Here is an 18,035-nt window from a genome sequence, read left to right as displayed (position 1 = left end):
CTTACCCCCTTACCTTGAATAATTCAACGATTTGATTCACGCCGTCTTCAATCGGTGCTGTCACAAAGGATGGGAACAGACCAATTAAAATGATGCATGCCGCCAGCACCATAATCGGTATCGCTTCCACTAAGCGTGCATCTTTCAATCCCTCATGCTTCGCCTGAATCGGGCCATAAGAGATGCTGAGCACCCCGCGCAACACGTACACGGCGCTCAAAATAATACCGAGCGCACCCAGTATAGCTGCCCATGGCAGTGTACCGAACAAGCCGAGCAAGGACAGCAGCTCTGCAATAAAGCCGGATAGCCCTGGCAAGCCGAGCGATGCCAAGCCTGCCAGCAGTAGCATGCCGCACAAGAAAGGCACACTTTTTGCTAAGCCACCAAGCTCGTCTAAACGTGTTGTATTCGTGCGCTCAAGCAAGCTACCCACGAGCAGGAAGAACAGTGCTGAAATAAATCCGTGCGATACCATTTGCACGACTGCACCCTGCATGCCAATATCGTTCATAGCGGCAATCCCGAACAACACAAAGCCCATGTGGCTAATACTCGAATAAGCGAGCATAAGACGGAACTCCGTTTGTACAAAGGCGAGAATAGCGCCATAAATAACATTCACAAGGCCGAGTACAGCCAATATCGTTGACCACTCCGCGGTCTCACGCGGGAATAAGGCGATGCCGAATTGAATTAAGCCGTACGCCCCCATTTTTAGCAGCACGCCTGAATGCAGCATGACGACAGGGGCTGGTGCCTCTGCGTGCACGCGTAGCATCCACGTATGGAACGGAAATATCGGCAGCTTAATACCAAAAGCAAGCAGCAGCAAAATAAATACCGTCCAACGCATCTCTTCCGATAAGTAGAACGGATTAGGTTCGTTGGCGGGCGGCACGTTGACCGGAGAAGACTCGTTATATAGCTGCTCCTTAATCGTATCGATATTCGCCGTATACATATAGTGGCCGCCGCCCGATGCAGCCGGATTCTCCGCAAAGCCAGCTGTCGCCGTCAAAATAACGAACGCTACGAGCAAAAATGCTGAACCTAAACCGTTGTACACTAAGAAACGGTTCGCCGCTTTTTCACGATTCACAAAGCCCCAAATGCCAATTAAGAAATAGGTCGGTACGAGTGTCCATTCAAAGAACATAAAAAATAAGAACAAATCACGTGCCATAAACACGCCGAGCATACCGATTTCAAGCAGTAGGAACAAAATAAAGTACGCTTTCCAACGCTTCTTCATATAAAGTGAAGCAAACGCCGCCATCGACACGACAATCGTCGTCATTAAGACGAGCGGCAACGATAGGCCATCAATTCCTATATGATATTGAATGTTAAACGTCCACGCATGAAAGCCTGAAGCAACCGCTTCTAAATTAAGTGGAACTGAAATCCATTCCAGTTGCTCCGTTAGTGCTGTACCGTGCTTTAGACCGTCATAACAGGCGTAAATGATAAGGGCTAGCGTCAAGGGCAACAAGGTTGCCGCGATGCCTACGGTCTGAATCGCCCGCTTATGTTTAGCAGGAATACACAATAATAACAACACCCCAACGAGCGGGGAAAATATAAGTAACGATAATATCGGCCATGAGGTTAACCAGCTAATCATTTACCAGAACCTCCTTCCTAACGCTAGTACAAACAGTACGAGCGCAGCGAAGCCAAACACGGACAACAAGCCATACGTTTGCAATTGTCCGTTCTGAACACGGGTCGACGTTCTGCCGATGCCGACCGCAAATCCGGTGACAAGACGAACAATCCCGTCCACCACCCACCTGTCTATCGCCTTCAGCACTTGTCCGATCCCTTGCAAAGAGCGAACAAACACGACGTGGTACAATTCATCGATATAATATTTTCGCTCTAACAAGCGGTACACTGGCTTGACCTTGTCACCCCAGCCATCGCGGCGACTGCCCTTCGGACCATAGATTAGATAACCTATCCCGATTCCAAGGATGCCGACGAGAGCCGAGACCACCATAACAACAACATTAGCATGCTCTTGCGCGGGTTGACCCGTTAACCACGTTTCAAAGCTGCTGTTGAAAGGTGTGTAGATAAACCCTGCCACAATAGACATGACCGCTAAGATGATGAGCGGAATGGTCATTGCAGGCGGCGACTCATGAACATTTTGCAAATGATGCTTATGTCCATTGTCCCTCGCCCCAGCCGCGCTAGAAGCATGGGAACTGTTCGATGGGTTAGGTTCTCCCGTAAAGACGAGGAAGAACAAGCGCGCCATATAGAGTGCCGTAAAGAACGCGGCCACGACGCCAACGACGAACAGCAGCTTATTCTCATTCCATGCTACGGTCAAAATAGCATCCTTCGACCAGAACCCCGAGAATGGCGGAATACCCGACAACGCCAAAGCCCCGATGGCAAACGTCCACGCGGTCACCTTCATTTTGCGGCCAAGACCGCCCATTTGAAACATATCCTGTGTATGTACAGCATGAATCACGCTGCCTGCACCGAGAAACAGTAGTGCTTTAAAGAACGCGTGCGTGAATAAGTGAAAAATACCCGCTGTGACCGCCCCTAATCCAAGCGCCATCATCATGTAACCGAGCTGGCTTACTGTGGAATAGGCAAGCACACGTTTAATATCGCGCTGTGCAATGCCGATCGTCGCCGCAAAAATGGCGGTGAATCCACCTACGGCAGCCACGATTGTCATCGCAGTCGGCGACATGTGAAAAATATCAAACGTCCGCGCGACCAAATAAACGCCTGCCGCAACCATCGTCGCCGCATGAATAAGCGCCGAAATCGGTGTCGGTCCTTCCATCGCATCCGGCAGCCACGTATGCAGAGGGAACTGCCCTGATTTACCGACCGCACCGACAAAAATAAGCGATGCAATCCATGTTGCCAGCCCCGCAGAAATACCTTGCTGTGCCATTACATCTGTACTTGCAAACACATTGCTGATCGAAGTGAAGTCGAGCGCATGGTTCGGCATGTGCCAGAATAAGAGCAATATCGCAATAAATAGTCCAACATCACCGATCCGCGTCACGATAAACGCCTTTTTCGCAGCAGCACGCGCCGCTGGACGCTCGTACCAAAAGCCCACAAGCAAGAACGAGCATACCCCCACCAGCTCCCAAAAAATATACAACTGGAGCAAGTTAGGTGACAGCACGAGTCCAAGCATCGAGCTTGTAAACAACGCAATGTAAGCGTAGAACACGGTCTGACGCTCATCACCGTTCATATACCCTTTTGAATACACATTCACTAGTGTACTGACGAACGTTACAATGACCAGCATAAGTGCGTTCAAATTCGTCACATCAAAGCCAAACTCCAAGCGAATATCGCCAAAGCTTAGCCAATTAAAACTGCGGGTATAATCATCCGGTGAACCCGTAACCCGCTCCCACAAAATAAGGATAGATAGCGTCAACGCAGCGAGTGAGCTGAGAACGCCCACCGCTGCAGCCACTCCTTTCATCTGACGACCAAGCGCCGTCAGCACGAGGAACGCAAGCAACGGAATGAGCGGGATGGCCCACGCATATTGCGAAAAGACGGATTCCATTCTCATACCTCCCCACTACCTCTTCAAGTCATCAAATTCATCCACGTTGGCCGTTCCGCGGTTACGGTACAACGCGATTAAGATTGCAATACCTATAGCGGCTTCCGCGGCCGCGATAGCAATGTTAAAGAGCGAAAAGATTTGCCCTTTGAAGCTAGGAACTACCCCATACTTGGAAAAGGCAATCAAGTTTAAGTTAGCTGCATTCAGCATAAGCTCAATCGACAGCAGCACGATTACCGCGCTTCGTTTCGTCAATACGCCGAACAAACCGATACAGAATAGGATGGCTGCAAGCGTCAGAAGGGAGGCTAACATCGTGCCCATTTTACTCCTCCTCCTTTTTCGCCAACACGATCGCCCCGATAAAAGCTACTGTGAGCAAGACGGAGAGCAACTCAAAAGGAATGACGTGCTCCGTGAAGATTTGCTTGCCCAAGTGCAGCGTATTGTCCGTCGACAATGACGTTTCACCGCTCGGGACAGGAAATTGTGCGTTGCGAATCGAAAAGAACAGCGTACCGAACAGCGCAAGGCAGCCTACTGCTGCCAGCGCTTCTTTCCACGGTTTCACCACTTCTTCATCCCGTCCATCATGATTGGTCATCATAATACCAAAAATCATCAAGATGGAAATTGCCCCTGCGTACACAAGCACCTGCACAAATGCAACGAATTCCGCCTCGAGTAGAACATACATCCCCGCTAAGCCGATAAAGGCTAATGCAAGCGAAACGACCATATGCACCACTTTTGTGAAATTAAGCATAAGTACTGCACCGATTACGATAAGGGTCGCCAATACAAAGAAGACGATAGTCTCCCCCGTCCAATCGATGGAGAAGTTAAACATGTTACTTGGCGCCCCCTTTCGGCATGGCGGAGTTATTTTCTTGCCGCACATTCACATTGTTGTCATTCAGCCAGTTCAAATCCTTAAACAACTCATCGCGACTGAACGAGGCCAGTTCAAAGTTGTTCGTCATCACGATTGCCTCTGTCGGACATACTTCTGTGCATAAGTCGCACAAAATACAAATCTCAAAGTTGATGTCATACGTATCAATCACCTTTCCCTTTTTTTCCGGATCGGGATTAGGCTTTCCTGTTAACGTAATACACTCCGTCGGGCAAATGCGCGCGCATTGATTACACACAATACATTTGTCCGGGTCAAAATGCTGAATACCCCGAAATCGATCAGGCATTTGCAGCGGTACATCCGGGTAGGCATAGGTAACTTTTTTCGATGTCAGCGCCTTAAAGGTAACGCCCAGCCCCTTGAATAATCCTTTCATCGGCTTCACCCCTAGCCTATTTGTTAAAGATTTCGATATACGCTGCTGTAATGAATACGTTAATCAAAGCCAACGGCAGCAGCACCTTCCAGCCAAAACTCATCAGTTGATCGACACGGATACGCGGCATCGTCGCACGTAGCCAGAACAAGAAAAAGACGCAGCATGAGAACTTGAGCAAAAACCAGACTAAACCTGGAATAAAATCAAGCATCGGTAACGGCGGATGCCAGCCGCCAAAAAACAATACGGTCGTCAGCGAAGCAATCGCAATCACGTACACGTATTCCCCCAGCATGAAAAAGGCAAACCGAAAACCACTGTATTCGACATGATAACCTGCAACAAGCTCTGACTCAGCTTCCGGCAAATCGAACGGGGTTCGATTCAACTCGGATACCGCCGCGATAATAAATACAACAAAGCCGATGATTTGCGGCAGGAAGTTCCACTCCCAGAAATAGTTACCCTGCCCTTCTACTATCGTACGCAAGCTGAGGCTTCCATTCAACATAATTACACCAACAACTGAAATAACGAGCGGAATTTCGTAACTAATCATTTGTGCAGCTGAGCGCATGCCACCAAGCAACGAATACTTATTATTGGATGCCCACCCACCTAAAATGATACCAATCGTCGAGAGACTGGACAATGCTGCATAATAAAGTAATCCGACATTTAAATCGGCAAAGCGCAAACTTGGTGTATACGGAATCGTTGCTAGTACGACAAATGCAGGCACAAATGTGATGACCGGAGCCAAAATAAACAACGCTCGATCCGCCTTACTCGGTATCGTATCTTCCTTGAGCAACAATTTGAGCACGTCTGCTACCGTCTGCAACAAGCCGAGAGGCCCGACCTTAGTCGGACCGTGACGAAATTGCATCCAGCCAATTACTTTTCGCTCAAAATAAATAGCATAAGTAACAAATCCAAGTATGACAAACAAGAACACAGTAGCCCATGCTAAAAAAATAAATCCACTCTGCCAAGTAAGCGTCTGTTTAATTAAATCCTCCATTAGCAATCAACCTCCCCGACGACGATGTCAACGCCGCCCAAGATGGTAATGAGGTTCGTCATCGTTTCGCCTTTCAGCAATTGGGGTAAGATTTGCAAGTTAACGAAGGACGGACGACGGAATTTTAAGCGGAATGGCTCTGCTTTGCCTTTTGACACGATATAACAGCCAATCTCTCCGCGAGGTGATTCGATACGGGCATACACTTCACCTGCTGGCGGTCGGATTACGCGAGGCACTTTACCCATCGTTTCACCTGTACTCGGAAATTGCTCCACCGCCTGCTCAAGAATGCGCAGACTCTGTACAATCTCTTCCAAGCGAATCAGGTAACGCGCATAGCAATCACCTTCCGTAGCAACAGGCACATCAAATTCAAATCGTTCGTATAAGCAGTAAGGCTCGTTCTTTCGTAGGTCCCAATCCACACCCGTACAGCGTAAGTTAGCTCCGCTCAAGCCATAGGCAATGGCTGTCTCCGCATCGTATTTTCCGATACCTTTAATACGGGCTAAAAAGATTTCGTTTCCGCTGACGAGTCGGTCATATTCCTCAAGTTGTTTTCTCATATAGGGTATAAATTCGCGTACTTTCTCTATCCATCCGGGGGGAGCATCCCATTTGACGCCGCCAACACGCATATAGTTGTACGTTAAGCGGGCGCCGCACAATTCGTTGAAAAGATCGATGATCATTTCACGATCACGGAATGCAAATAAAAATGGACTCATGGCCCCAATGTCGAGCAAATATGTGCCCCACCAAACGAGATGACTTGCTACACGCTGTAGTTCCATGACAATAAGACGCATAAATTGTGCGCGTTCAGGTACTTCTAGCTGCATAAGCTTCTCGACGGCATGTACGAGTACATAGTTGTTCGTCATCGCAGAAACGTAGTCCATGCGGTCTGTATAAGGGATAATTTGAGTGTAGTTTAATTGTTCTGCCAGCTTTTCTGTACCACGGTGCAAATAACCCATGACAGGCGTCGCTTCGGTAATCACTTCACCGTCCAGCTTCACTATAATGCGAAATACGCCGTGTGTACTTGGATGCTGTGGTCCAACGTTTAAGAGCAACTCTTCTGTGCGAATCACGGCGGCTACACCTCCGAATCCAATGGCTCGTAGTCTTTGCGCAGCGGATAGCCGATCCAATCATCCGGCATCATAATCCGGCGCAGATCAGGATGTCCAGGGAAGTCGATGCCAAGTAAATCGAATATTTCGCGTTCATTCCAATCCGCTGTCGGCCATATCGGAGCTACCGAAGCAATGGATGGTGCTTCGCGATCTGTTTTTACTCGCACGGCTACCTCTACCTTCGTGGACAAGTTGATCATATGATAGATGACTTCCATATGTGTTTCTTGGTCAACACCAGAGACGTTGCGTAAATAATGTTGTTCCCACTCCGTATGATGACGCAGCAGTTCTGCGCTCTTGAGCCAGTGCTCATTTTTGATTGTTACGGTGGGGAGATGGGTGTTGATTTCATTAATGCCGGACTCTTCGACAGCGTCCTCTGCAACCTCTGCTTTCAGCAGCGCTACCAGCTTGTCTAGAAGCGGTTGCTTCGGAGACGGCTCCTTCGGCTTCTCTGGCTCATCGCTCGCCTTCGCACGCGGTGGACGCGCAGGGCGTTCCTTAGCCGCTCCAGCATCATCAGTTGCACATGCTGGGCCACTGCCTGCTTCGGCAGCCTGTGCCACACTTTTTCCGGCATCGCCAGCTCCCACTGTTGATGTCGCTTCACTTTTCACTGTTGATGTCGCGCCTGTTCCAGCTTCACTCTTTACTGCTGCCACATTTTCTCCGGCTTCACTCTTCACTGCCGCCGTATTTTCCCCGGCGCCTTCATCAGTCGCACGAGCCGCACGACGCTCCGCAGCCGCTTTCAGCCTTGCTGCCTTTTCTTCCTCACTTAACGGTGCACGTACAGGTTTGTCTGTCGTTGCCTTTTCAGCAGCTTCGTCCTTGTTCTGCTCACTCATCTATTCGTCACCCGCTTTCCGGTCTTCGCCTCGTAGCGGATTTTTTCTTGGAGTTTGTTGATGCCATAGATAAGTGCTGCTGGGTTCGGTGGGCAACCTGGAATGTACACATCAACGGGGACAACTTGGTCCACGCCCTTTACGACGGCGTACGACTTCACGTATGGTCCTCCTGCCGTTGCGCATGAGCCCATAGCAATAACCCACTTCGGCTCTGGCATTTGGTCATACAAGCGTCGTAACAAAGGTGCCATCTTCTTCGTCACCGTGCCTGCTACAATCATGACGTCCGACTGGCGTGGCGACGTACGAAACAGGACACCAAACCGGTCTAAATCATAATGCGAGGCTCCCGATCCCATCATTTCGATCGCGCAGCATGCGAGACCAAACGTAAGTGGCCATAACGAGTTACTTCGTGCCCAACCTTTCAATTGTTCCAATGTGCCAAAAAAGACGTTGCGATCCAACTCCCGCCGTTCTTCCGGCGTTATCGATTCCAAAGAGAATTCCATTGCAGCACCTTCTTTTTCCAGGCGTAGATAAGACCAACAAGCAGCAATCCGACAAAAATGAGCATTTCCACGAGCGCAAACAGCCCGAGCTGCTTATAAGCCACCGCCCATGGATACAAGAAAACGGTTTCGACATCGAAAATAACAAACATAAGCGCAAACAAATAATACCGGATATTAAACCGGACTTGTCCTGCACCTACTGGTTCGTTACCGCTTTCATAAGTGGTCTTCTTCATTTCTGTCGGCTTATGAGGTCGTAGCAAGCGCCCGATTGTTAGCGCAGCCACCGGCAAAAAGATGCCGAGTCCGACAAAAATGGCCACAATGACGTAATTGTTGATGTACTCCAAACACATCGCCTCCGTCGCAGCAGCGTATTTAATTGCTGAAAAACTGAGTATTATGGGATAACTCGCCATAATTATAACAAAACCTACCAACAACGTCTATGACAACCCTACCACATTTCTCCTTTTTACTTAGACTTAACGTCCGTGATTATGGGTATGCCAATAAAACGCTTGCAAGTATTTGAGAATGTGACTATTGTGTGAAATCGAATCATTTAACGGTTAGCGTTACTGAAGTGCTATCTGTGGACAAAAAAAAAGAGCCGCGGGGGAACCACCCGCGGCCAATGGAGGATGAGGAAACTACCTACAAATCAACCAACCTACTGCCTACAAACAATCAACCAAGAAGAATGCTTCTTACATGAACAGAGTTAACAAGATAATCTAACTCGCTTTCGTCAATTCAGTTAAGATATTCACTTGAGAATGATTATCAATATTAACTGTCTTTATTATATGAGTAATATGTACTGCCGTCAAGCACTTTTTAATCCATTTTTTCGGAACTAAATCTTACCTTTTTATTTTCATACAAAAAAAACCGCCAAGCTATCACTTGACGGTTCTGTATACAAAAATGCATCTGTATGATCTAGGCTTGTACGAGCAGCAGTATGATCGATGTTAAGCTAAAGCATACACTGACCAGACAGAGCACCATAACGACCTGCTTCTGGTTTAAGCCTGTTTTCAACAGACGATAGTGTACTTGGCTTGCATCGGCCTGATAAATCGGCTTACCGTTTAGTAGCCGCTTGATCACAACGAAAATATTATCAAAAATCGGGACTCCGAGTGCCAATATTGGAATAAGCAAGGACAACATCGTTGCCTGTTTAAATGCACCATCGAGTGCGATTACACCTAACATAAAGCCAAGGAAGGTTGCCCCGGCATCGCCCATATAAACTTTAGCAGGCGGTTTGTTGTATTTTAAATAGGCAAGCCCTACACCAACAAGAATGATTGCCATCATGGCAGAGTCGCTTTGTCCTTTAGCTAATGCAACGACGAATAGCGTCATGGCTGAAATAGTGGATAAACCGCCAGCTAAACCGTCCATTCCATCTGAAAAATTAATGACCGTTGTCACGCCAAATATCCACGTAATCGTCAAGCCAAATTGCAACCATACTGGAAGTACTACAAATTGTTCCGTAAACGGATTATAAAATCCTGAAAAAACGACACCAGATGCGTAAACGACACAAGCTGCTGACACTTGCACAATGAATTTCGGCAACGCCGGAAACTCTTTGCGGTGTATCTTGTACCAATCGTCAACAATTCCGACCATAAGAATAAGTAGAGCGCCAACCATAATACCTAATGTTTTTTGGCTCCACACGGGACCAAATGCTAGAAAAGAAATAGCAAACCCGACAAACAAAGCGACCCCAGCCATTAAAGGAATCGGCTCCTTGTGTAATTTCCGTTCATTATCTGCAATCGGCTTGTCGACAAAGCCAATACGTAAAGCAATAATCCGTGTTAATGGAATAAGTATATATACAATGATGAGTGCTATTGCAAATGCCGCTGCATAAAAAATATTGGTTCCCCCCATCTCCATTTGTCCATAATGTAATGATAAAATCGGTCAATAAGATTCGTCAAATCACATTTCCCTCATAAATCACTAACAATAGTGTAGCAGGAATTGACCGTAGTTGTCATATTACGCAAAAAAGCCGGGATCTACGATCCCGGCCTAACGCTATGAAATAGCGAATTATTTACCTGATACTCTAATACGTGTCGTCGCACGTTGAAGCGACAATTCAGCACGACGGTGATCAACCTCGTCCTGCTTGCTGCGCTGTGCCAACGAAATACGCTGTTCCGCACGAGCTTTAGAAGCTTTCGCACGTTCCATATCGATATCTTGTGGCAACTCTGCACTTTCTGCAAGCACAACGACTTTGTCCTTTCGTACTTCCACAAAGCCACCGTGAACGGCAATCAACTGCTCGCTTTTGCCCGATTTCACTTTCATCGGACCCACTTGCAGCGGCGTTACCATAGGAACATGGTTCGCCATAATACCGAGTTCACCATCAGCGCCTTTGACGGTAATGATGTCCACCTCTTGCTCCAACACGATACGCTCAGGAGTGACAATTTCCAACTTAAAGGTGCTCAACTGCGGTTTCCTCCTTCCGTTCTACTAACCCCTGAAGGTTAATAGAGCGTTTCACGTTAAGACGCCTTACAGCGTCTTAGCTTTCTCCACAGCTTCTTCGATTGTACCAACATACAAGAATGCTGCTTCTGGAAGGCCGTCATGTTTGCCGTCCAAGATTTCCTTGAAGGAGCGAACCGATTCTTTAACAGGTACATACTTACCTTTTTGACCTGTAAACGGCTCTGCCACGTGGAACGGCTGGGACAAGAAGCGCTCGATTTTACGCGCGCGCGCTACTGTCAGCTTATCTTCCTCGGACAATTCATCCATACCAAGGATCGCGATAATATCTTGCAACTCTTTATAGCGCTGCAACAGGCGTTTAACACCTTGTGCAACGTTATAGTGCTCTTCGCCGACAACTTCTGGAGTCAGGATACGGGAAGAAGACGCCAATGGGTCAACCGCAGGGAAGATACCCATCTCGGAAATACGGCGCTCCAAGTTCGTCGTTGCATCCAAGTGAGCAAACGTCGTTGCAGGAGCCGGATCCGTATAGTCATCCGCAGGAACGTAAATTGCCTGAATGGACGTAACGGAACCTTTTTTCGTAGAAGTGATACGCTCTTGAAGTTGACCCATTTCTGTAGCCAACGTAGGTTGGTAACCTACCGCGGACGGCATACGTCCGAGCAAAGCGGATACTTCGGAACCAGCTTGTGTAAAGCGGAAAATATTATCGATAAAGAGCAATACGTCTTTGCCTTCTTCGTCACGGAAATATTCCGCCATCGTCAGGCCTGTCAACGCAACGCGCAAACGTGCTCCAGGTGGTTCGTTCATTTGACCGAATACCATCGCTGTTTTCGCGATAACGCCGGATTCGCTCATCTCATGGTACAAGTCATTACCTTCACGTGTACGCTCACCAACACCAGCAAATACGGAAATACCGCCATGCTCTTGTGCGATGTTGTTAATAAGCTCTTGAATTGTTACCGTCTTACCTACACCCGCACCGCCGAAGAGGCCGATCTTACCACCCTTAGCATAAGGTGCGAGCAAGTCGATAACTTTAATTCCTGTTTCAAGAATTTCCGCTTGTGTGGACAACTCGTCAAATCCAGGTGCTTGACGGTGAATCGGATTTACCGTTTCACGGCTTACTTCACCTGCATTATCAATAGGCTCACCCAATACGTTAAATACGCGACCCAATGTTACAGTTCCAACAGGTACTGTAATTGGAGCGCCCAAATCTGTCGCTTCCATACCGCGCACCATACCGTCGGTGGAGGACATCGCAACGCAGCGTACTACGTTATCGCCCAAGTGGACGGATGCTTCCAACGTCAGGTTGATGTCAGGCGCACCAGGAGTTGTCGCTTTTTGTTCAATCTTAATCGCGTTCAAAATTTCCGGGAGCTGACCACGTTCGAATTCAATGTCAACAACCGGACCCGTAACGCTCAACACGCGTCCTTTGCTCATCTCGTTCCCTCCTACTGAAAAACTGCGCTATCCTGCTAAGCCTGAGCGTTTGCCCCTGCTACAATTTCCGAAATTTCTTGCGTAATCGCCGCTTGGCGCGCACGGTTGTATGTCAGTGAGAGCGAGGAAATCATCTTCGTTGCATTCTTCGTCGCACTACCCATAGCCGTCATTTTCGCACCAAATTCACTCGCCTTCGCATCTAACAATGCGCTGTAGATGAGTGTCTCAGCGTATTTAGGCAGCAACTGCTCCAATACAACCTCCGGAGAAGGCTCGTACTCATAAGAAGCTGTTGTTCCGCCAATTGCATCCTCTGCCAATGGCAGCAAGCGCTTCTCAACGGGCACTTGCGTAAGCGCATTGACAAATTCGTTGTAGAACAGATTCAGTTCATCGTACTGCTGTTCTTCAAAATATTTAACCGCCTTATAAGCGATCGTCTTAATGTCAGCAAACGTAGGTGCATCCGGTAATTCCGTGACATGCTCAACGATCGGCAATTCACGACGACGGAAATAATCCCGACCTTTGCGTCCAATGACAAACAATACAAACTCATCATTAGACTTATGGCGTTCACGAATTGCTTGCGACACTGCACGTAGCACGTTGGCATTGTAACCACCTGCCAGGCCGCGATCCGACGTGATAACGAGATATCCCGTTTTCTTAACCGGACGCTTCTCTAGCATTGGATGTTGAATGCCCTTCGTACCAGACGCGATGCTGGATACGACCTCTTTCAGCTTCTCTGCATAAGGACGAGCTGCTTGAGCTGCCTCTTGTGCACGACGAAGCTTCGCGGCAGCAACCATTTCCATTGCCTTCGTGATTTGCTTCGTGCTCTGTACGCTCTTAATTTGGCGTTTAATCTCGCGCATTCCTTTAGCCACTTACGTTTCACCTGCCTTTAACGCTTTGCGCGTGGCAAAGCAGACTTCTTCAATGCGCATGCCGGGACATCCATCAGGCGGCCCCGGCTCATGCGCTATGTTGTATCGTTAAGCCGAAACGGCAAAGCCTTTTTTGAACTTCGTTACCGCATCTACAAGCGCTTCTTCGTTCTCTTTCGTCAAATCTTTCGTATCACGAATCGATTGGAAGATAGCTTCTTGGTTGCTCTCGACAAATACCAAGAACTCTTGCTCGAAGCGACGGATGTCATTCAATGGAATATCATCAAGGTGGCCTTTAGTTGCCACATAAATGCTAACAACTTGCTTCTCAACCGGAAGTGGTTGGTTAACACCTTGTTTCAAGATTTCCATCAAGCGGTCACCACGATTAAGACGCGCTAATGTCGATTTATCCAAGTCAGAGCCGAACTGGGAGAATGCTTTCAACTCGCGATATTGTGCGAGGTCAAGCTTCAACGTACCAGCAATTTTTTTCATCGCCTTGATTTGAGCCGCTCCACCTACACGCGATACGGAAAGACCAACGTTAACCGCTGGGCGTTGACCGGAGTAGAACAAGTCGGACTCCAAGAAGATTTGTCCATCTGTAATCGAAATAACGTTTGTCGGGATGTATGCCGATACGTCATTCGCTTGTGTCTCAATGAACGGCAACGCCGTCAAAGAGCCACCACCGTTTGCATCGCTCAGCTTCGCTGCGCGCTCTAGCAAGCGGGAGTGCAAGTAGAATACGTCACCCGGATATGCCTCACGGCCCGGAGGACGACGGAGAAGCAACGAAAGCTCGCGGTATGCGGAAGCTTGTTTAGTCAAGTCATCATAGATGACAAGCACGTGCTCGCCTTTGTACATAAAGTATTCGCCCATTGCGCAACCTGCGTACGGCGCCAAGAACAGAAGCGGAGACGGCTCGGATGCGGAAGCTGTTACGACAATTGTGTAGTCCAATGCGCCATGACGACGCAATGTTTCTACAACTTGTGCAACCGTCGATTGCTTCTGACCGATAGCAACGTAAATACATTTTACGCCGTTACCTTTTTGGTTCAGAATCGTATCGATTGCAATTGTCGTCTTACCTGTTTGACGGTCACCGATAATAAGCTCACGTTGACCGCGGCCGATCGGAACCATCGAGTCGATTGCTTTAATACCTGTTTGCATTGGCTCATGAACCGATTTACGGTCGATTACACCAGGAGCTGGGGACTCAATTGGACGGAATTCCGTCGTGTTAAGCGGCCCTTTGCCGTCTACTGGCTCACCAAGCGGGTTTACAACGCGACCGAGCAAAGCTTCGCCAACCGGAACTTCCATGATGCGGCCTGTGCGCTTCACTTGGTCTCCTTCGCGAATATCTTTGTACGGGCCAAGAATAACGATACCGACGTTGCTCTCTTCCAAGTTCAGCGCCATACCCATAACGCCGTTGGAGAATTCGAGCAACTCACCGGACATACAATTTTCCAAACCGTGTACGCGGGCAATACCATCACCGACTTGAATGACGGTGCCGACTTCTGCCACTTCGATTTGAGATTTATAGTTCTCGATTTGACTTTTAATCAGCGTGCTGATTTCATCAGGTCTGATGCTCAATTCGCTTCACCCCATTCTACCGTGCTATATATCAACTACCGTGCTTGAGATTTCAACGTCTTTTCCATGCGCGTCAATTTGCTAGACAGGCTGCCATCGTAAAGACGGTCGCCGATGCGAACTTGCATTCCGCCAAGGATAGAAGCATTCACTACGTTATGCACTCGCACTGACTTGCCCAATGTGCTGCCAAATTGGAATGCAACAACTTGCTTCTCCTCTTCGCTCAAAGCGTAAGCGGATGTAACTTCCGCGTCTACCAAACCAATAGCTGCACCCGCGATGCGGACATAGCTATTCGCCACATCTTGCAGAGCATGGATGCGGCCGCGCTCAATCAACATATCCAACGTGTTCAGTACAAAGTCAGATACATGTCCTTGAAGTGCACCTTTCAGCACACTGCTCTTGTCAGCCAAATTCACATTTGGTGACGTCAACAACAATTTCAGTTCACGATTTGCGTGCAGCAATTCAGCGATAAGCTTCAACTGCTGCTCCGTTTCAGCAACCGCCTGACGTTCTTGAGCGAGTTCGAACAATGCTTTAGCGTAGCGTTTCGCTACAACAGTTTCTTGGCTCATTGTTTTTCCCCTACCTCTTTCAGGTATTGGCTAACCAATTGTGCCTGTTCCTTCTCGTCCAACTGCTTCTCAATAATTTTGGAAGCAATAGCGACAGACATGCTGCTAACCTCGTTACGCAACTCGGCAACTGCTTTGTTTTTCTCGCTTACGATATCGCGAGCAGCTTCGTCTTTCAAGCGAACTGTTTCACTCTTCGCCTTAGCAACAATTTCATCCGCTTGACGAACGCTAGTTTGTTTAGCTTGCTCAATGATGTCATAAGCTTCTTTGCGTGCTGCAGCAAGCGCTTCTTTCTGCTCATCCACAAATCCTTGAGCTTGAGCACGGCTATTAGCCGCCTCATCGATATGCTGCTTCACCAATTCACGGCGTTTTTCCATAACAGCAAACAATGGCCCAAAAGCATATTTGTTAAGCAAAAAGTACAAAATAAGGAACGCGATAATCGCGAGTACAAATGATGTCGGTTCAAAATGCAAACTACGTCACTCCTTTCCGAAGCGAATCGCTCATTCTTCTAAATACATACGTACGGGCGGAAACGTGACCCGCCCCTCTTAAAAGGAAGGCGCGGATGACCGTCGCCTTCCCCGCCAATCTTTATGCCATTCTATTAAGCTCCAAGGTAGAACAAGAACGCCAATACAACACCGATGATAGGAATTGCTTCAACGAGACCAACACCGATAAACATTGTTGTTTGCAAAGCGGATTTTTGTTCTGGTTGACGAGCAATACCTTCAACTGTCTTACCTACGATAATACCGTTACCAATACCTGCGCCCAATGCGCTCAAACCTACGACAATAGCTGCCGCTACATAAGCTAAAACACCCATCTTGTGTATCCTCCTTAAAATTTATCATGATTAATGATTACTGATTTATTACTTTAAATCAAGCTACGAAACTTGTAGTCTCGCAGTCGATCTAAACGCTAGCATCAATGCTCCTCGTGCGTATTTATCGATTGGCCGATGTAAACCATCGTCAAGATCGTAAATACAAACGCTTGGATAGTTCCGACGAAAATACTAAAACCTTGCCATACGACGAGACCTGGAATTGCAAATGCTCCAGCGCTTATCAAGACGCTTATGAGTACCTCACCGGCAAAAATGTTACCGAAGAGACGCATACCGTGTGTGAGCAATTTCGCAACAACCTCCATCAAATGGATAGGGAAGAACAAAATTGACGGCTGGAAATAGTGTTTCAGGTAGTTCTTCGTATTTGTGAACAAGCCTAAAGCGTGGACAAGCAAGAAAATCATAAATGCCAAGCCCATCGAAACGGAAGCATCAGCTGTTGGCGATTTCCACCAAAGAAGTCCAATGTGGGCCTCACTTGGGTCCTTGCCTTTAGCTTCAAGTGCTGCCTTCGCTTTTTCAAACGCGGCATCATTAGTAGAAACAATCTCTTGTCCAAAGAATGTTCCTGGTCGGTCGTGCTCTGTTACGATAGCGAAAGGTAATCCCAGTACGTTAGCCACAAAGACGAACATAATGAGCGTCATCCCAAGGGAGAGGTACACTTTCCCTTTTTTCCAATCCATCGTACTTGATATCATGTCGCGAATAAATTCCGCGATCATTTCCAAGACGTTTTGCATTTTCCCTGGATTTTCGACTGATAAGTTGCGCGTAGCAATTTTCGCAATGGTGAATACGGTGACGCAAGTAACGAGCAACATGATAAGAACTGAAAGGTCGAACCGCAAACCGAACAGCTCAATTATCGGTGTTCCGTGCATAGTTTCTCACCCCTTTCTACTATGTAGCGTAATGGTTACTTCTTGCGAATAGCAAACATTGTAAGCACCATGTGCGCCAATGTAGCAAACGGAAATCCAAACATCGTTGCGACTACGCTGAACATGTAAGCGTTATTATACGCTAGTAGCATAGCTAAGATGGCAACGGAAGCTCGTGTAATAAATCCTAGATTCACCCGACGATGCTGTCCTGTTTCTACCATGTGTGAGATAATGTGAATCTTCTTAGCTAGGAGGAAAGTGTTAATTAAGCTGACCACTATGCCTAATGCCAGTCCATTCGCAATTGTGCGGTATTGTGCTGCCACAACTCCGAACAGGACACACGCAGCAATCGCGTACAATCCAATGCGAATGACTTTACGCACAGGCGACGTAAATTCATCCATCTGTCTCCTCCAGCAAACTCTTAATTAGCATAACTATACCAAAGATGCTTCCGAATAATCCGATAAGAAAACAGACAATAGTCCATAGCTTGCCTGAATCAAATTGATGATCCAGCCAAGAACCGAGATAAAAAGAGCCGACGGTGCAAATTGCAATCTCGACACCGATCGCGCTCGTTAAGCCAATAGCTTGCCATGGGCCAAACGCACGCTTCGGTTTTGATGATTTGACCATAATCACCCATCCTTTTAATCCCAGTTCATTGTACTGAAACCATTCAGATCTTGTCAATTCAATTCATTGCTATTATTTAGTCAAAAACAACAGCAATTCGTGTAAATTGTGTAATTTTCGCACTCGCATAACCGTACAGTATAACTGTAT

21 protein-coding genes are annotated in these 18,035 nt (G+C 47.6%); all 21 read right to left on the bottom strand.

The genetic code is table 11. The features are described 5' to 3' along the window. Position 1: 1 nt before the first annotated feature. The 21 genes from KIK04_RS12110 to KIK04_RS12010 all read right to left on the bottom strand — a co-directional run bounded on the left by KIK04_RS12110 (position 2) and on the right by KIK04_RS12010 (position 17,885). On the bottom strand, positions 2 to 1,627 hold the full coding sequence (locus tag KIK04_RS12110) for a complex I subunit 4 family protein (protein WP_232278469.1): 1,626 nt from the start codon (positions 1,625 to 1,627) through the stop codon (positions 2 to 4). After that, a complete protein-coding gene (gene nuoL / locus KIK04_RS12105) occupies positions 1,628 to 3,574 on the bottom strand; it encodes an NADH-quinone oxidoreductase subunit L (protein ID WP_232278468.1) in 1,947 nt (648 codons plus the stop codon). It abuts the gene before it with no gap. A gap of 15 nt (positions 3,575 to 3,589) precedes the next feature. Beyond that, positions 3,590 to 3,901: an NADH-quinone oxidoreductase subunit NuoK gene (gene nuoK, locus KIK04_RS12100; RefSeq protein WP_232278467.1), complete on the bottom strand. Its 312-nt coding sequence runs from the start codon at positions 3,899 to 3,901 to the stop codon at positions 3,590 to 3,592. 1 nt (position 3,902) lies between these two features. Continuing rightward, on the bottom strand, positions 3,903 to 4,427 hold the full coding sequence (locus tag KIK04_RS12095; protein WP_232278466.1) for an NADH-quinone oxidoreductase subunit J: 525 nt from the start codon (positions 4,425 to 4,427) through the stop codon (positions 3,903 to 3,905). 1 nt (position 4,428) lies between these two features. Beyond that, the gene (gene nuoI, locus KIK04_RS12090) at positions 4,429 to 4,872 is read right to left on the bottom strand and encodes an NADH-quinone oxidoreductase subunit NuoI (protein WP_232278465.1); all 444 of its coding nucleotides are present in this window, start codon (positions 4,870 to 4,872) and stop codon (positions 4,429 to 4,431) included. 16 nt (positions 4,873 to 4,888) lie between these two features. Beyond that, positions 4,889 to 5,899 carry an NADH-quinone oxidoreductase subunit NuoH gene (gene nuoH / locus KIK04_RS12085; protein ID WP_232278464.1) on the bottom strand — a complete coding sequence of 337 codons (1,011 nt, stop codon included), beginning with the start codon at positions 5,897 to 5,899 and terminating at the stop codon, positions 4,889 to 4,891. Next, on the bottom strand, positions 5,899 to 6,999 hold the full coding sequence (locus KIK04_RS12080; RefSeq protein ID WP_232278463.1) for an NADH-quinone oxidoreductase subunit D: 1,101 nt from the start codon (positions 6,997 to 6,999) through the stop codon (positions 5,899 to 5,901). The genes nuoH and KIK04_RS12080 overlap by 1 nt, the downstream gene beginning before the upstream one ends. Before the next feature lie 5 nt (positions 7,000 to 7,004). Continuing rightward, positions 7,005 to 7,895, bottom strand: a complete 891-nt coding sequence (locus KIK04_RS12075) for an NADH-quinone oxidoreductase subunit C (protein WP_232278462.1) — start codon at positions 7,893 to 7,895, stop codon at positions 7,005 to 7,007. After that, complete coding sequence (locus KIK04_RS12070; RefSeq protein ID WP_232278461.1) at positions 7,892 to 8,410, bottom strand: NuoB/complex I 20 kDa subunit family protein; 519 nt, start codon at positions 8,408 to 8,410, stop codon at positions 7,892 to 7,894. Before KIK04_RS12070 ends, KIK04_RS12075 begins: the two co-directional genes overlap by 4 nt. After that, positions 8,386 to 8,769, bottom strand: coding sequence for an NADH-quinone oxidoreductase subunit A (locus KIK04_RS12065; RefSeq protein ID WP_232278709.1), 384 nt, complete (start codon positions 8,767 to 8,769; stop codon positions 8,386 to 8,388). Before KIK04_RS12065 ends, KIK04_RS12070 begins: the two co-directional genes overlap by 25 nt. 589 nt (positions 8,770 to 9,358) lie before the next feature. After that, entirely contained in the window at positions 9,359 to 10,333 is a 975-nt protein-coding gene (locus tag KIK04_RS12060; protein ID WP_232278460.1) for an MraY family glycosyltransferase, read from the bottom strand. Positions 10,334 to 10,498: 165 nt separating this feature from the next. Continuing rightward, a complete protein-coding gene (locus KIK04_RS12055) occupies positions 10,499 to 10,909 on the bottom strand; it encodes a F0F1 ATP synthase subunit epsilon (RefSeq protein ID WP_232278459.1) in 411 nt (136 codons plus the stop codon). Between the two features lie 66 nt (positions 10,910 to 10,975). Beyond that, positions 10,976 to 12,382 (bottom strand): F0F1 ATP synthase subunit beta, encoded by a 1,407-nt coding sequence (atpD, locus tag KIK04_RS12050; protein WP_232278458.1) that lies wholly within the window; start codon positions 12,380 to 12,382, stop codon positions 10,976 to 10,978. 35 nt (positions 12,383 to 12,417) lie between these two features. Beyond that, positions 12,418 to 13,278, bottom strand: a complete 861-nt coding sequence (gene atpG, locus KIK04_RS12045) for an ATP synthase F1 subunit gamma (RefSeq protein ID WP_269671020.1) — start codon at positions 13,276 to 13,278, stop codon at positions 12,418 to 12,420. A gap of 108 nt (positions 13,279 to 13,386) precedes the next feature. Continuing rightward, on the bottom strand, positions 13,387 to 14,901 hold the full coding sequence (gene atpA / locus KIK04_RS12040; RefSeq protein WP_232278456.1) for a F0F1 ATP synthase subunit alpha: 1,515 nt from the start codon (positions 14,899 to 14,901) through the stop codon (positions 13,387 to 13,389). 35 nt (positions 14,902 to 14,936) lie between these two features. Beyond that, complete coding sequence (locus KIK04_RS12035) at positions 14,937 to 15,485, bottom strand: F0F1 ATP synthase subunit delta (protein WP_232278455.1); 549 nt, start codon at positions 15,483 to 15,485, stop codon at positions 14,937 to 14,939. After that, positions 15,482 to 15,967, bottom strand: a complete 486-nt coding sequence (atpF, locus tag KIK04_RS12030; RefSeq protein WP_232278454.1) for a F0F1 ATP synthase subunit B — start codon at positions 15,965 to 15,967, stop codon at positions 15,482 to 15,484. Before atpF ends, KIK04_RS12035 begins: the two co-directional genes overlap by 4 nt. A gap of 134 nt (positions 15,968 to 16,101) precedes the next feature. After that, complete coding sequence (atpE, locus tag KIK04_RS12025; RefSeq protein ID WP_232278453.1) at positions 16,102 to 16,326, bottom strand: F0F1 ATP synthase subunit C; 225 nt, start codon at positions 16,324 to 16,326, stop codon at positions 16,102 to 16,104. Positions 16,327 to 16,430: 104 nt separating this feature from the next. After that, on the bottom strand, positions 16,431 to 17,240 hold the full coding sequence (atpB, locus tag KIK04_RS12020) for a F0F1 ATP synthase subunit A (protein WP_232278452.1): 810 nt from the start codon (positions 17,238 to 17,240) through the stop codon (positions 16,431 to 16,433). 35 nt (positions 17,241 to 17,275) lie between these two features. Beyond that, positions 17,276 to 17,650, bottom strand: coding sequence for an ATP synthase subunit I (locus KIK04_RS12015; protein WP_232278451.1), 375 nt, complete (start codon positions 17,648 to 17,650; stop codon positions 17,276 to 17,278). Continuing rightward, complete coding sequence (locus KIK04_RS12010; RefSeq protein WP_232278450.1) at positions 17,643 to 17,885, bottom strand: AtpZ/AtpI family protein; 243 nt, start codon at positions 17,883 to 17,885, stop codon at positions 17,643 to 17,645. The genes KIK04_RS12015 and KIK04_RS12010 overlap by 8 nt, the downstream gene beginning before the upstream one ends. Between the last annotated feature and the right edge of the window lie 150 nt (positions 17,886 to 18,035).

Origin of the sequence: Paenibacillus sp. 481, from assembly GCF_021223605.1 — a bacterium.
GTDB lineage: Bacteria > Bacillota > Bacilli > Paenibacillales > Paenibacillaceae > Paenibacillus_B.
Note: the sequence above shows the minus strand (reverse complement) of the source record. Positions and strands in the feature narration are given on the sequence as shown.